The 14,076-nt window shown below is 58.9% G+C and carries 13 protein-coding genes; 6 read left to right on the forward strand and 7 right to left on the reverse strand.

Features of this window, described 5'->3' with window-relative positions:
* Positions 1 to 266: 266 nt before the first annotated feature.
* Entirely contained in the window at positions 267 to 953 is a 687-nt protein-coding gene (locus tag WBG04_RS04890; protein ID WP_424313259.1) for a PDZ domain-containing protein, read from the forward strand.
* Here the strand turns inward: WBG04_RS04890 and WBG04_RS04895 are convergent.
* Positions 934 to 2,391: a tetratricopeptide repeat protein gene (locus WBG04_RS04895; protein ID WP_424313260.1), complete on the reverse strand. Its 1,458-nt coding sequence runs from the start codon at positions 2,389 to 2,391 to the stop codon at positions 934 to 936. The two genes, WBG04_RS04890 and WBG04_RS04895, sit on opposite strands and share 20 nt — an antisense overlap.
* 179 nt (positions 2,392 to 2,570) lie before the next feature.
* On the opposite strand from WBG04_RS04895, the gene WBG04_RS04900 reads away from it, so the two are divergent.
* Positions 2,571 to 3,350: a hypothetical protein gene (locus WBG04_RS04900; RefSeq protein WP_424313261.1), complete on the forward strand. Its 780-nt coding sequence runs from the start codon at positions 2,571 to 2,573 to the stop codon at positions 3,348 to 3,350.
* A gap of 18 nt (positions 3,351 to 3,368) precedes the next feature.
* Here the strand turns inward: WBG04_RS04900 and WBG04_RS04905 are convergent, their stop codons facing one another.
* From WBG04_RS04905 to WBG04_RS04915, 3 genes are read right to left on the reverse strand one after another with little or no spacing between them, the layout of a single operon-like run.
* Positions 3,369 to 4,250, reverse strand: coding sequence for a tetratricopeptide repeat protein (locus WBG04_RS04905; protein ID WP_424313262.1), 882 nt, complete (start codon positions 4,248 to 4,250; stop codon positions 3,369 to 3,371).
* A gap of 13 nt (positions 4,251 to 4,263) precedes the next feature.
* Positions 4,264 to 4,836, reverse strand: a complete 573-nt coding sequence (recO, locus tag WBG04_RS04910) for a DNA repair protein RecO (protein WP_424313263.1) — start codon at positions 4,834 to 4,836, stop codon at positions 4,264 to 4,266.
* 3 nt (positions 4,837 to 4,839) lie between these two features.
* On the reverse strand, positions 4,840 to 5,916 hold the full coding sequence (locus WBG04_RS04915) for an HD domain-containing protein (RefSeq protein WP_424313264.1): 1,077 nt from the start codon (positions 5,914 to 5,916) through the stop codon (positions 4,840 to 4,842).
* 201 nt (positions 5,917 to 6,117) lie between these two features.
* Here WBG04_RS04915 and WBG04_RS04920 point away from each other — a divergent pair, with 201 nt between their 5' ends.
* From WBG04_RS04920 to WBG04_RS04930, 3 genes are all read left to right on the forward strand, one after another.
* The gene (locus WBG04_RS04920; protein WP_424313265.1) at positions 6,118 to 6,852 is read left to right on the forward strand and encodes a hypothetical protein; all 735 of its coding nucleotides are present in this window, start codon (positions 6,118 to 6,120) and stop codon (positions 6,850 to 6,852) included.
* Positions 6,853 to 6,987: 135 nt separating this feature from the next.
* Positions 6,988 to 7,560, forward strand: a complete 573-nt coding sequence (locus tag WBG04_RS04925; RefSeq protein ID WP_424313266.1) for a HEAT repeat domain-containing protein — start codon at positions 6,988 to 6,990, stop codon at positions 7,558 to 7,560.
* A 127-nt stretch (positions 7,561 to 7,687) separates the two neighbouring features.
* Positions 7,688 to 9,919, forward strand: coding sequence for an FdhF/YdeP family oxidoreductase (locus WBG04_RS04930; protein WP_424313267.1), 2,232 nt, complete (start codon positions 7,688 to 7,690; stop codon positions 9,917 to 9,919).
* Between the two features lie 186 nt (positions 9,920 to 10,105).
* On the opposite strand, the gene fdhD is transcribed toward WBG04_RS04930, so the two are convergent.
* The 3 genes from fdhD to WBG04_RS04945 all read right to left on the reverse strand — a co-directional run bounded on the left by fdhD (position 10,106) and on the right by WBG04_RS04945 (position 12,636).
* On the reverse strand, positions 10,106 to 10,882 hold the full coding sequence (fdhD, locus tag WBG04_RS04935; protein ID WP_424313268.1) for a formate dehydrogenase accessory sulfurtransferase FdhD: 777 nt from the start codon (positions 10,880 to 10,882) through the stop codon (positions 10,106 to 10,108).
* Between the two features lie 53 nt (positions 10,883 to 10,935).
* Positions 10,936 to 12,033 (reverse strand): alanine racemase, encoded by a 1,098-nt coding sequence (alr, locus tag WBG04_RS04940; RefSeq protein WP_424313269.1) that lies wholly within the window; start codon positions 12,031 to 12,033, stop codon positions 10,936 to 10,938.
* Between the two features lie 69 nt (positions 12,034 to 12,102).
* A complete protein-coding gene (locus tag WBG04_RS04945; RefSeq protein ID WP_424313270.1) occupies positions 12,103 to 12,636 on the reverse strand; it encodes a hypothetical protein in 534 nt (177 codons plus the stop codon).
* Positions 12,637 to 12,750: 114 nt separating this feature from the next.
* On the opposite strand from WBG04_RS04945, the gene WBG04_RS04950 reads away from it, so the two are divergent.
* Positions 12,751 to 14,055, forward strand: a complete 1,305-nt coding sequence (locus WBG04_RS04950; RefSeq protein ID WP_424313271.1) for an NAD(P)/FAD-dependent oxidoreductase — start codon at positions 12,751 to 12,753, stop codon at positions 14,053 to 14,055.
* The last annotated feature ends 21 nt before the right edge of the window (positions 14,056 to 14,076 follow it).

A 14,076-nucleotide genomic window follows, 5' to 3' on the forward strand; every position in this document is an offset into this window, starting at 1 on the left:
GCTACGGCGGTGGTGGTGGCGGCGAACGTCGTGGCGGTGGCGGTGGCGGAAGTCGTCGCGGTGGCCAAGGCGGCAAGCGTAGCGGTGGCTACGACGACCAAGGCTGGTAACACCCGCTCCGAGGAATATTTCCCAAGCCGCGATCCGAGAGGGTCGCGGCTTTTTTGTTCAACGGGGGATGCTTTGCCCCATCAGCTTCCGAATGCATCCCTTGGTCTCGTCTTTATGGCTTGTCGAAGAACTCTTCGTTGGTGGAGGATCGGCGAATGAGATCATCCCTTGCGGCATGTTTCGTTCTCAGTCTGTCCCTGTCCGGGTGGAGTCCGGCAATGACTGTTGAGGAGCGGAGCACGTTGATCGACGAGTTGTCCTCCGAGGATTTCACGAAGCGGACGGAAGCCTCGCAGGCGCTTGTGAATGAAGCCGAGACGAATTTGCAGGAAGTTCTTCAACAAGTACTCGAGGTGATGAGGAGTTCCTCCAATCCTGAGGTTGATCGGCAGACGAAGGAGGTGATTCGGGCGATGTACCGTCGGCACAAGCTGGGCATCGGCGACGTGGACTGCGGTTGGAAGCTTGGGTGGTTTCTGGACCACAATGGGAAGAACCTGAGTTCGATGCCGATGGTTCTGGAGGTCGTCGAAGGTGGACCCGCGGACAAGGCGGGGCTGGTGCCGGGCGACGTGATTACCCACCTGGGAAGAGAATCGCTACGATCAAAGCACTCACGCAATGAGTTCGTCGAGAAGGTGGCGAAAAAGCGGCCGGGCGAGAAGCTGAACCTGAAAGTCCGTTTCAGCGGAGCGAAGGGGGCATTCGAAATTTACAACAAGCATAAGAAGAAAAACTGCGTTGTGGTGCCTGTGGTGCGGCCGCCCGGCGGTCAGCTCGAAGCCGTCGACAATGCCGATGTGAAGAGGTGGATCGCGGAAGTTACCGGGGAGCCTTCTTGAACTTCGCGCTCTTTGGGAGGTCTCCGTATTCCTTCAGGGTTTCGAATGCGGGCCGGCGAAATTTTTCGGCGGTCGGGTAACCTTGGTCGATGAGTTCCTGTGCTTCCTCCATTTGCTCATCATTCAATTCCTTTCGCGCGAGATTGAGGATGCGGTCTGCCTTTTCGCGTGGAGTTCCCTGCCGTCTCCCGACGGTTGCGGCCGCTGCTGCGTATCCGCGGACGAAGTCGTGATCTTCCGGTCGGCCGATGATGAAGGCTTCGGCTAGATAGTGAAGGGCGCCTGGGTCGAAGCTTGATCCATAGACGAGATGGGCGATGCCCCGGCGATTGTCGCGAATCTTGCTGTCGGTATTGGAGAAGTAGATTCGTCCGAGTGATCCGTGAGCCTGATAGTAGCCTCGTTCGGCGAGTTTCAGAACATAAGGGACGGCTTTTTCAGGATTGGGTTTTGTGCCACCCCATTTGTAAAGATAGGAATCCGATGCGAATCGGAGGATGTTGATGGACTCCGATCCGAGTTCTGCGGCCTCGCGTGACAAGCGAAACAAGGTCGCGTAATGGCCGACGGCCCCTGCCTTCTCGGATGCCTTTAGGCCATTGGAAAAGATCACTGCGACTTCATGAGCGATGTCATCGGGTGCTTCGCAGGCTTCAATGACGAGGGGAATGCCTTCGTTTCCCCGGCCGTTCAGGCAGAGATACTGGCCTAGTATCGCCGTGACGCCGGGGACGCCACACTGGTGGGCAGTGCGTAGGCATTCGACCAGGCCATCCTGAATATCGAGAGGCACCTTTTTCCCCGTAGGATCCTCGGGCACAAAGCTGATGATAATCCTCGCCGTGTTGGAATCACGGAAGTCTCGGAAGCTTTGAGTAAGGATCTGCAATCCTTTCTCCCGATTACGGGGGTTGCCACAAATTCCCTGATAGAGCTGGAGTGCTCGGTTCTGGGCTGCGATCACGCAGCCTTGGTCCATCGACTTCTTAGTCATTTGGTTCCCTTGGTCATAGTCTCTCGGGACACCCTCGCCTTGCAGGTAGCAAGTCGCTACGTTCTTCAGGCCAAGCGGATGACCGGCATCGGCAGATGCTTGGGCCAGTTTGAAACCGAGTTCGGTATTCTTTTCCGTTCCGGTCCCGGCCAAGTGACATTTGGAAAGGATCGCCATCCCGTATGAGTTGCCAGCATCGGAGGACTGCTTGGCGTAGCTGAAGATGAGTTCTTCGTCATATGGGATCCCCAGTTGCCCGATTCTGGCGCAGTAGGCCCACTCGGCCAGCGCTTCGGGATCTCCATTTTTCACCCCAGCATCCAGTCTTTCACGCTCCCAACTCTTGCCATTCCACGAACCATCCGGGATTTCCGCCGCTTGAGAAATCCCAAGGGCCAGTTGGAAGATGGCGCCGATGAGGGCAAGGCGGAGTCCCGAATTCATCGACTGCTTTTGCCATGCTTGCAATTCGGTGACAAGTGTCTTAGCCGATCAGGATGATAAATGGGTCTTGAGTCCTCGGAGGCGAAAGATTCGCATCTCGGGGATTTTTTTGGGAAACTTGACGTCTAAGGCTTTCACTACCACCGATTTCGAGATGATCTCGGCGCCTCCCGATCAGGATGATTCGTTTTTTTTTCCGTCTACTGCTGCTGTGTGTGGTCTGCCTCGCCGCGCTTGGTTGGTGGTTTCGTGACGATGTGCTGCGTACTTGGGAGAAGATCGGAAAGCCCCTGCTGGTGATCGGCCGGAAGTCACCGACTCCCGACCCGGTCCGCTACGGAGTCCTCAAGGAGGAAGCCGAGCGCTGGCGATTGGACCTTGGCAAGCGATACCGTGCGGCGGAAGGCAAGGCTGCTCAGGATACGGTGATCTCAGAAGCCCAGGGTTTTCTCGAAGCGGCTTTACCGGATCTTATGCTCTGCTGGCTGGGGACGCCGTGGGACTTCAATGGCACCTCGGAGATCCCCGGAGAGGGAAAGGTCGCCTGCGGCTATTTCGTGGCAACGGTCCTGCGCGACGCGGGATTCCGCGTGAATCGCTACAAGCTGGCGCGGGAACCATCTGAAAACATTCTACGCACTTTCTTGCCTCGCAGCGAACTTGAGCGACGCGTGGGAGCTCCCTATCAGGATTATGCCGACAGTCTCCGCCAGTACCAGTCCGGGGTGAGGATTGTGGGCTTGGATACCCATGTCGGCTTTATCGTGAGTGGGCCGGAAGGGTTCCGCTTCATCCATTCTTCCGGGTCGAGCCCGTGGAGCGTGGTCGATGAAAGTGAAGGGGATGCCGAGGTGCTCAAGCGCTCAAATTACCGAGTTCATGGCTCTCTAACCGACAACCGCGAAGTGATTCGCCGTTGGTTGGAAGGCGAGAAGATCGAGGTGAGGACTTCTTCCTGAAAGACGGTTCAGTCGATGTCAGATCATGCTCCCGACCTTGCTTTCGATGCGGTCTGCAAGAACCGTTTCGCCCTCGGTGCGCAAAAAATCGCAGTAGTTTGAGGCCACCGCCTCCAGATCCGAGTGGAATTCATTTCCGAGCACTTCGAAGGCGTGGAGCGCTTTCTCGAAGTGACGTCGAGCCCAGGCACGGTCGCCGGTATTGAGTAAGGCGAGTGCCAGGTTGTTGTGCGACTGCGCGGTGTCCGGGTGATCGTCACCGAAGTTTTTACGACGGGCTTCGAGCGCCATCATGTGCATTTCCCGCGCCTGTTCGTGGAATCCGGAAGCGAGATAGAGGGCACCGAGGTTATTGGATACGATGGCCGTTTCCTCATGTTCCGCACCGAGTTCGTTGTGAAGGATCTCAAGCGCTTTGAGAAAGTGGGTCTCGGCGGCATCGATATCGCCGGCGGCCTTCTTCATGTAGGCCAGATTGTTCGACATCGCGGCGACATCCAGCAACTGGACTGGTTCGGCTTCCGAGAAAATTTCGAGTGCCTTTTCCCAATACTCGACCGCGCGTTCGTTGTTCTCAAGGGCATCGTAGACGGCCCCTTGATCGGCACAGAGTCGGCCAATCTGAATGACCCGGTCAGGACGATTTTCCAACTGGTCGAGAGCCTGTGAGTAGTCCTCGCGGGCATCCTCATAGCGGCCGAGCGAGCGATACAGCTCACCGCGGAGTTCAAGGGCGTCGGCGAATTCGTCGATGCTATCCAGGTCTTCCGAAAGAGCCTGCTGAGTTTTCTCGACAGCAGCAGTCGCCGCGTGGACGGCTTCTTCGTAGTTGCCTTGGGCGACCAGATCATCAACACGCTTACGTAGAATCTGGATGAGGGTGACAGTGGAGGAGTCCATGATTTGTAAATACTTAAACCTCGGAATCGGGATGAGGGAAGCGGAAATTCTTACCAACCTCAAGTCGGTCAAATAGTTGCTCTCTCAATGGCGGGAGTCCGCCGAGTGCTTCGCGCAAGGCTGGAGCGGCGTGACGCTTCTCGTGAGCAAGTCCCAAGCCATGTGCGAGCTCATGTTCGAAATGCCGCAGAGCCCGGGTCGAGGCGCCTTGCAGTTCGACGTGGTCCAGCGCCCGGCCAAGCAAATCGTGGAGTCCGGGCTCGGGATGATCCCGTTCGACGGCGTTCTCGAGCAAGCGGCAAAAGTAGGCTGCCAGCAGGGTGGCATCGTAGTCGCGGCGGATGCCCGGACGGCAGTTTTCCGGAGAGACCTCTCTCAAGCTGTGCAAGTCGCTGGAGCGTGAAGCCGTCCAGTTGATTTCGGCGGAAAAGAACAGGTCGAGCTTGCCGGCGAAGGGGCTTTTCGGTCGGCGCGCGCCCTTCGCGACGGTTTTGATCAGACCGGCGTCGGCGGTGAACCAGTGCACGATCAGGCTGGTATCGGTCAGCTTTGTCAGCCGGGTGAGAATCGCCGCCGAGCGTTCCATGATCTAGAAGAGTTCGCTGCGGGGCGGGGTGGCGTCGGTTTGCGGGGCGTCACCCTTTCCGGGATGGGATGGCAAGGGGGCGACTTGATTGGCGGGCAGCGGGAAGCGCTTTTCGTAAATGCCATCCGCGAGTTCGGCGGATTCCTGATAGGCGTCCTTCATCATTTCGAGCTTGGCGTCGATATTGTCGATGTGGTGCAGCGCGACGGCTTCCGGGGTCCGCGGCAAGGTCGGCGAGCCGAATTCATACTGGCCGTGGTGGGCGGCGATCAGGTGGAGAAGATGGATGCGGACGTGTTCGCTGGGCGGTTCCTCGGTGAGCCATCCTTTGGCGGCAGGGCTGTCGGCGACCTCGTGCCAGAGCTTGTTGGCGAGTTCGATGCCGAGCGGGATGTGGCCGAGCATCTCGCCGTAGATCGAGTGGCCTTGGGCGAAGCCTTTCTCGGCGTATTGGTTTTCCCAAAGCTTGCCACAGTCGTGAAAGAGCACGCCGGCGAGCATCAGGTCGCGATTGAGTTCCGGGTAGACGCCGCAGATGGCATCGGCGGAGCGCATCATCTGGGCGACGTGTTCGGCGAGGCCGCCACGGCGGGCATGGTGGTTTTTCCGAGCAGCGGCGGCCCGACGGAAACGCGCGCCGTATTCTTCAAGAAAGTGGGCGGTCAGGGCGGCCAGGCGGGGGTCGTTGATGGTGGCGCAGAAGTCGCTGATGGTTTTCCATGCGACCCGCTGGCGTTCGGCGGTTTCGGCGTCGCCCGCGTAGAAGCTTTCGAGCGCATCGCCATCGAGTCGCTCCCAGGCGAGGTTGCCGGCGTTCAGCCCGTATTTGTTCTGGGTCCAGTCGGCATCGAGGCGCAGCACGGTGCCATCGGTGAAGCGCGAAGCGGCGTCGAAGAGCGGGGCGTCCGACCAAGCGTTGAGATTGAAGCTGCCGGTGGCATCGGCAAAGGAAAGGACGAGGTAGGGCTTGCCGGCCTTGGTCTGGCGTTCGCTGCGGCCCTGCAGTTCCGCGTCGACAGCAAGTCGCTGCGGCTGCTCGCCAGCCTGCTGCTTGAGCGCGGCGACGGTGAGAAATTCCATGGCGGGAGAATCGGCTGTCGGGCCGATGGAGTCGAGATTATCCCTAGCTCACAATGAGCAGTCATCGATGAGAAATCCGTCCAAGACGGGCGTTTGATCGCCTCGCCACCCTTATTTCTCAAGGAATCGCAAATCCACCGTGGCGAGGGTTTGACATAATACTTAAGAATCCTAAAGTAACGAAGCACTAAGCTAATTGAAATGAGAACTAGAAACTACCTATCGCTGCTTGCGGCTGCCGCTGTCTCGCTTCCTTCGCTTGCCTCTGCGCAGTTGGGGGTGGGAGAACCTCACTACGGAGGGGAAGTGACTTCGACGCTTACTTTTAACTTTACGATCACCAGGATTGGTTCGATCCGTGAAAGCAATGGCCGGGTCGTCGTGCGTGGCGCGCGCGAGCGTTTCAACCAGAGAGATCTCATGATTTACGTCGCCGACCGGGAAAATTTCAAGCTGCCGCTTGGGGCGCGCCTTGTCTTCATCCCCGAGGGAGACGATATCTATTTGCCAGGAGTTTATATCGCCAATAATCAGAACATACCCGTCTACAACGTTTCCGAGTATCTTACCTCCGAAGTGGTTTCCGAAGGAGTCGTCGCTGGCAACTACAGTGAGAATTCGACCTCAATCAGCGAGAACTCCGAGACCGATTTCGTGACGGCGCTGCGAGTGCAGCTCCCTGACGAAGATCTTGTGGTCGAGCCGATTGTTGGACCAGAAAGGCTTGTCGACTTTATCGATGTCGCAGGCATCGCGAAAAACCGTTACAAATACACGGCTCGTGAAAGCCGTAATTCGGTTCGGGTTTCTGAGTCCAGTCGAACGAGTGCAACGCAGCTTCAAGGTTCGGGTCGGATTGACACCAGGCCGGCAACCGTGACGGGTCGTCTCGACATCAGCGGCAGGGAGAATTCCGTGGTCGACGCCAACCGTTGACTTGGCGAGGTCTGAGAAGACCTTCAAGCATTCTCAAGGCACCGCAGTGGAGGGATCCGTTGCGGTGCCTTTTTCGTCCTCAGATTTTCGACTCTGAAGTTGCGAACAGTTCGCGGGCTTGGTGTGTTTCCACCCGTGAAGCCAAGATTCGTCATTCCTGTCGCAGTTCTTCTGGTGGCCTTGGCGATCTTCCTGATGACGAGGCCATCCGAAGTCGTGGAGGCGCCTGCAGTGGATTCGAGTCAGAAGCTCGAGCGGGCTAGCCGCCCCGGACCGAGTCTATCGAAGTCGGGCGTTTCACCCGAGCGAGCGGCGGCTCTTCAAGCGTGGGGTTTGCCGAACCCCCGGGTTTCACCCTATTCGACAAGCAGCGAAGAACACATCGAGTGGATCGATGAACAGCGAGCCGAACTCCTGGAGAAGTCGCATTACCCGGATGACCCGGCCATTCTTCAGGAAGTCATGGCCAGCCTGCGAAGCCCCGAACCCGAGTTGCGGGTGGCGGCTCTTGAAGCCGTGATCAACCTGGGTTCCCGGGATGCGATCCCCTACCTTGAGCAGGCGGCAGTCCTTGCGGAAACTCCGGAGGAACAGAGCAACTTGATCGAGGCCGCGGAGTATCTCAAATTGCCCACCATCTTCGAAGGAAGGGCCCAGCGGAAGAAAGAGCGAGAGGCTGCGGCAAGAGAGGCGGCTGTCGAGGAGTAGCGGTTTTCACCGATGCTTGGCGTCGCGAACGAATTGGGGAAGCGGAGCGCGATGAGTGAATGCTTTTCACAATGATTAGCGATTGAACCTTTGGCCTAATCGGATTGCGGCGATAGGCTTATTACCGATGTCAGATGATTCATCAGAGAACCCGCATGTTGGTTCGCCGAAAGAGCAAGCGGGGGGAGCGCCAGCGGTGGCCTCGTCGATGAAGCAGGTCATGACTCGTGATGGGGTCGTGCGTGGCACCAAGGCGCTGCTTGAGCTGAATCAGAAGGGGGGCTTCGATTGTCCGAGCTGCGCGTGGCCGGATCCCGATGGTAAACGGGCGGCGGCGGAATTTTGTGAGAACGGAGCGAAGGCGGTGGCTTCGGAAGCGATGCGTATGGCGATCGGACGTGAGTTTTTTGCCAAGCACTCGATCGCTGATCTAATGGCGAAGGATGACGGCTGGCACGACCGGCAAGGTCGACTCGCGGAACCGATGCTTTTCAAAGAGGGCGGGTCCCACTATGAGCCGGTATCCTGGGACAAGGCCTTCGAGATTTTGGCGGAAGAACTCAAGGGTCTGGATTCGCCGGATGAGGCGGTCTTCTACACCTCCGGTCGGGCCAGCAACGAGGCGGCCTTCCTTTACCAGATGTTCGCCCGCGCCTACGGCACCAACAACCTGCCGGACTGCTCGAACATGTGCCATGAATCCAGCGGCAAGGCGCTGAACGAAGCGGTCGGGGTGGGCAAGGGAACGGTGACGCTGGATGATTTCCTCGATGCCGACGTCATCATCTGCGCGGGTCAGAATCCGGGCACGAACCATCCGCGGATGTTGGCCACGCTGGAGGAAGCCGTCGAGCGGGGCGCGAAAGTGGTGGCGATCAATCCCTTGAAGGAGGCCGGGCTGATCGCCTTCGCCCATCCACAAAAAGTGTCCGGGATGCTCGGCAAGGCGACGCCGCTGGCTTCGACCTACCTTCAGGTCCGCGTGAATGGCGACATGGCTCTTTTTCGCGGCATCGCCAAGTGCCTGGACGCCGACGGGACCTTCGTTTCGCAGCATACCCGTGGCTACGAGGATTATCGTAGTTTGTTGGAGAAGACCTCATGGGAGGAGATTGAAAAACTATCGGGAGTTTCGCGGGATGAGATCGAAGCTCTCGCGAAGCTTGTTTCCTCGGGGAAGAAGCGCTTGATCACCTGCTGGGCGATGGGGCTTACCCAGCATCGCAATGCGGTGGCGACGATTCGCGAGGTGGTGAATCTCCATCTGATGCTCGGGGCGATTGGTCGTCCGGGCGCCGGACTCTGTCCGGTCCGCGGCCACAGCAACGTGCAGGGCGACCGCACCGTAGGCGTCTGGGAAATGATGCCGGAGAGTTTTCTTGAGGCACTCGACAAGCAGGCGGGGATCACTTCGCCGCGCAAGCACGGCTGGGATACGGTGGCTTCGATCCTGGCGATGCAGCGGGGTGAGGGGAAGGTGTTCTTCGGCTTGGGAGGGAATTTCGTTCAAGCCACACCGGATACCGAGCTGACCTCTGCCGCGCTCCGCAAGTGCCGGCTCACCTGCCATGTTTCGACCAAACTCAACCGCAGCCATCTGGTGACCGGCAAGCGCGCGCTGATCCTACCCTGCCTCGGCCGTAGCGACGATGACCAGGGGCGCCCGGTGACTTGTGAGAATTCGATGGGGGTGGTGCAGGCTTCGCGCGGCAAGCTGAAGCCGATGTCCGATCAGATGCTCTCGGAGCCGGAGATCGTCGCTCGCTTGGGTGAGGCGGTGCTTGGTGATGTGGGCAAGATACGCTGGCGTTGGTTGGCGGAGGACTACGGCCGGATCCGCGACTGGATCGAAGCGGTGGTGCCGGGCTTCGAAAACTACAATCAGCGGGTGATGGAGCCGGGAGGATTCTATTTGCCGAATGCTGCCAAGGAACGGGTCTGGAAGACGGCGACAGGAAAGGCGAATTTTTCTGCGATGGAGTTGGATGCCTTCATGGTGAAGCCGGGGCGTTTCATTCTTCAGACGCTGCGCAGCCACGATCAGTTCAACACGACGGTCTACGGCCCGAATGATCGCTATCGCGGGATTTCGAACGGTCGCCGCATCGTCTTCATGAACCCGCAGGACTTGAGTGAGCTTGAGATCGATCCCCTGGAAGCGATCGATCTCGTCAGTCACTGGGAAGATGGGGAGCGGGAAGCAGCGAACTTTCGGGCGATCCCTTACGACATGCCGAGAGGCATGGCCGCCGCGTATTTTCCAGAGGCGAATGCCCTGGTGCCTGTGGGCAGCTACGCCGAAGGTAGTAATACGCCGACAAGCAAGAGCGTGGAAATCAGCGTGAGGAAGAAGGGATAATATGGAGAAGGACTTTTTAAGTCCTTTGCGGTGGATGAGGGGTAGGATGGCGCTGGGCTTTGGCGGAAGGAGTTACAAACTCCTTCTCCATAGTGCTCCGGCGTAGGGTTCGAATATGGAGAAGGACTTTTTAAGTCCTTTGCGGTGGATGAGGGGTAGGATGGCGCTGGGTTTTGGCGGAAGGAGTTACAAACTCCTTCTCCATGGTGCTCCGGCGTAGACGTTGAACTTCGGCGGGCGGAGGAAGGCGACGAGGGTTTGCTTGGCCTTGGTCGCGAAATCGATGGCGAGGGAGGAGGGGGCGCTGATGGCGGCGACGAGCGGGATACGCGCAGCGAGGGACTTCTGCATGATCTCGAAGGAGACGCGGCCGGAAACGAGCAGGAAGGCGGTGGCGGGATCAATATTGTTCGATAGAGCGTGGCCGATGAGCTTGTCGACGGCGTTATGGCGGCCGATGTCTTCTCGAACAGCGAGCATTTTTCCGGTGGTATCGAAGAGCGCCGCGGCATGCAGACCGCCGGTGGTGTCAAAGGTTGCCTGGGCGGTGCGCAGGATGTCGGGGGCTGCTAAAAGGGCTTCTTTTGGGAAACGTGGAGGGTCTTCGAGTGGCGGGAAGCCACTGATGATGGCGTCAATGCTGGCCTTGCCGCAAATGCCACAGGAAGAGGCACTGAAAACATGACGAGTCAGTTGGCCGAGATCGACTTTGATGTCGTCGCTGAGGAAGACGAGGGCGTGGTTGGCTTTCGACTCCAAATCGATCCGGCGGATGGCATTGAGAGACGGAAGAATGCCTTCGGTAATGAGGAAACCTCGGACCAGATCCTCATCATGGCCGGGTGTGCGCATGACGACGGAAATGGGATGGCCGTCGAGAGTGATCTGGAGGGGTTCCTCGACGACGACATGTTCGGTCTTGGGGTTTCCGTCGGCGTCGGTGGCGGGAACGGGCTGGTCCATGACTTGTAGAGAAGGTGAAACGCCAAGACGCCAAGTGCGCGAGGTCTTTTTAGTTAGAGATGGATCCGAACGACCCGTGGTGTGATGCCGGTAAGGATTTCCCAGGCAATCGTGCCGGCTTTGGCGGCGACTTCGTCGACGCGGATGCGGGGGCCGAAGAGTTCGACTTCATCTCCGGCGGTGACTTCGGAGCCGGTGACGTCGATCATGATCTGATCCATCGTGACACGGCCGAGGAGGGGAAAGCGTTGGTCGCGAATGACGACTTCGGCCCCGTTTCCGGAAAGATGGCGCGGATAGCCGTCGCCGTAGCCGATGCCGACCGTGGCGACCCGGGTCTCGCGTGTGGTGACGAAGGCGCGGCCGTAGGAGATGCCGTGACCGGCGGGCAGGGTGCGGACGAGGGTGACGCGTGATTTGAGGGTCATCACATTCTGCAATTTATCCTGGAATCCGGGGATTGGCGAGATGCCGTAGAGCATCAGGCCGGGACGGACGAGGTTGCAGGGATGGTTGTCGTAACCAAGGAGCCCGGCGCTGTTAGAGAGATGGATCCATTTGAAGCGAGCGGGGCCGCCAAGGGAGTTGATGGTTTCGCGAAAGCTGGCAAACTGCGAGCAGGTGAAGGCTTCGTCCTCGTCGGCCGAGGGCAGGTGGGAGCCGATGCCTTCGACTTCGATACCGGGGAGGGCTTCGAGTTCGCTGAGGATCTCGGGCAGGCCTCGGGCTACGAAGCCGCCGCGGCCCATGCCGGTGTCAATCGCGAGATGCACCCTGAGGCACTTGTTAGAGGCTTGAGCGAGTTCGGAAAAGTGGCGGGCTTCGTCGAGCGATGAAATGCAGGGGGTCCAGCCGCGCGCGACGATTTCGGCCCGTTCTTCGGACCAGGTTGCACCGAGGAGATAGATGGGTGTGGCAACGCCGCTGTCAGCGATGCGCCTCGCTTCACCGACGTTGGCGACCCCGAAAAAGGCGATGTTTTCCTCGGCGAGGATGCGGGCGATCTCCTCAAGTCCGTGCCCGTAGGCACCGGCTTTGACCACGGCCATGACCGAGCCGCCGGAGGATTCCCGTGAGACTCTGAGGTTGTGGCGGAGGGCTTCGAGATCGATCTCGGCCCAGGCGCGGGGAGGTGATGGCTGGATGGGCACTGCTTGAATTTGAAACGCCAAGTCGTCAAGGACGCCAAGCTTGAGGATGAAGCAAGGCGTCCTCGAAGTTCAGTCCTTGTCTTTCTTCAGCCATCTGCGGGTGAGCGGGCCGAAGTAGGCTTTCTCGGAGATGTCGGAAAGGAAGACACCGCCGGGTCCGAAGAACTTCCATTCGTGGCATCCGTAGCAGAGCTGGATGGCGCGTTGTCCGTCGTGGCCCTGCCAGACGAGAACGTAGTCGGGGTGGAAACCGTCGCATTTGTCTTTCGGTCCCCATGCTTGGTGGGATTTCTTGTCGCGGTAAAGGTCGAGCACCTTGTTGATCGTTTCGTCGGAGACATCGAGCGGCTCCTTGAAGAACTTGAAGCCCTCGATTTCGATCCATCCGCCTTTGGCGACCTGCTTTTCGTACTTCGCGGTGTCGCCGGTCGGGTGGGCGAGGCCTTTGTAGACTTTGACGTTGGTCGGGTTGCCGATGTCGTAGGTGACGCCGGCGAGGGAGTCGGTTTCCGTAGGGCGGAGGTCGATGCCGCCGGACCAGCAGGAGGGTGAAGAGCAGGAGGCGAAGAGCAGGACGGGGAGCAGAAAAAGGAGAAGGCGCATCTCGGGAGGATTGAATCCCCAAGACCGATGAAGCGCAAAGAGAATCTAATGGGGCCGCTGGCGGCCATGCGAATTGGGAGCTTTTGAAGGATTACATGGCGGCGATCCATTTTTATGGATGAAAACTTCCCGATCTCCGGCACCTTCGGGCGCATGAAGGGAGAAGAAGCCGAGTCCTTGCCGGTGCTGATCATCGGAGCTGGGCTGGCGGGTCTCAGCTGTGCCTTGAAGCTCCATCGGGCTGGCATTCCGGTGCGGGTGCTGGAAGCGAGTGATGGGGTCGGTGGACGGGTGCGGACGGATCATGTCGATGGCTATCTTCTGGATCGCGGATTTCAGGTCTACCTCAGTGCCTACCCGGAAGCGGGGCGTTTGCTCAACCTGGAGGAACTCGATCTCCACCCCTTCGAGCCGGGGGCGATGGTCTTCGATGGAAAGAAGCTGCATCGGGTCATGGACGTCTTCCGCAAGCCGTCGGCGCTTCTTGAAAGTGCCTTCGCTCCGGTGGGTTCGGTGATGGACAAGCTCCGGGTCGCGCTGCTCAGGTTCCGCGCCTTGGGGAGTGCTGATGAGGAGATTGCGGGCCGACCCGATCAGCGCACCGAGGATTTTCTGAAACGCCGGGGATTCAGTGGTGGGATGATCGACGGCTTTTTCCGTGCGTTTTATGGAGGCATTTTTCTCGAGAGAGAGCTCCGGACTTCCAGTCGGATGTTTGAGTTCACCTTCAAGATGTTCAGTCAGGGAAGTGCCACCCTTCCCGCCAAGGGGATGGGGGAGATCGCGCTGCAGCTGGCCCGGCAACTTCCTGCGGAGACGATCCGTGTTGATGCGGTGGTTGCTTCGGTCAGTGGCGAGGGATGTCGTCTTGTCGGCGGTGAGGAGGTCCGTGGATCGCGGGTAGTGGTGGCGACGCAGGCGAGCCAGACGGGCAAGCTGATCCCTGAATTCGAGAGGCAGGCTCCCGAGTGGCGCTCGGTGACGAATTTATACTACAGTTCTAGTAAATCACCGCTCGCGGAGCCGATCATCGCGCTGAATGCGGGTGGTGAAGGTTTGGTGAACAATGTCTGTGTGCTCTCGGATGTGGCTCCAAGCTATGCGCCCCCGGGGCGGGCTTTGATTTCGGTGTCGGTGCTGGGTTTGCATCCGGATGCCGGTCTTCCTGATCAGGTGAGGGAGGAGCTGGGCGCGTGGTTTGGCGAGCAGGTCGAGGAGTGGATCCATCTGCGGACGGATCTGATCAAGCATGCGCTGCCGGAGCAGCTCCCTGAGGCGGGTGAATTGAAGAAAGAGACTGTTCTCAAAATGGGCGACGTGTGGATTTGTGGCGACCATACCAGCAGCGCCTCGATCGAAGGGGCGATCATTTCGGGGAGTCAGACGGCGGAGAAGATTGTGGCGGATTTGGCCAGATAGGAGCAGAGCAAAGCTGAGAGC

The sequence above is a fragment of the Haloferula sp. genome, assembly GCF_049672945.1.
Taxonomy (GTDB): domain Bacteria; phylum Verrucomicrobiota; class Verrucomicrobiia; order Verrucomicrobiales; family Akkermansiaceae; genus Haloferula.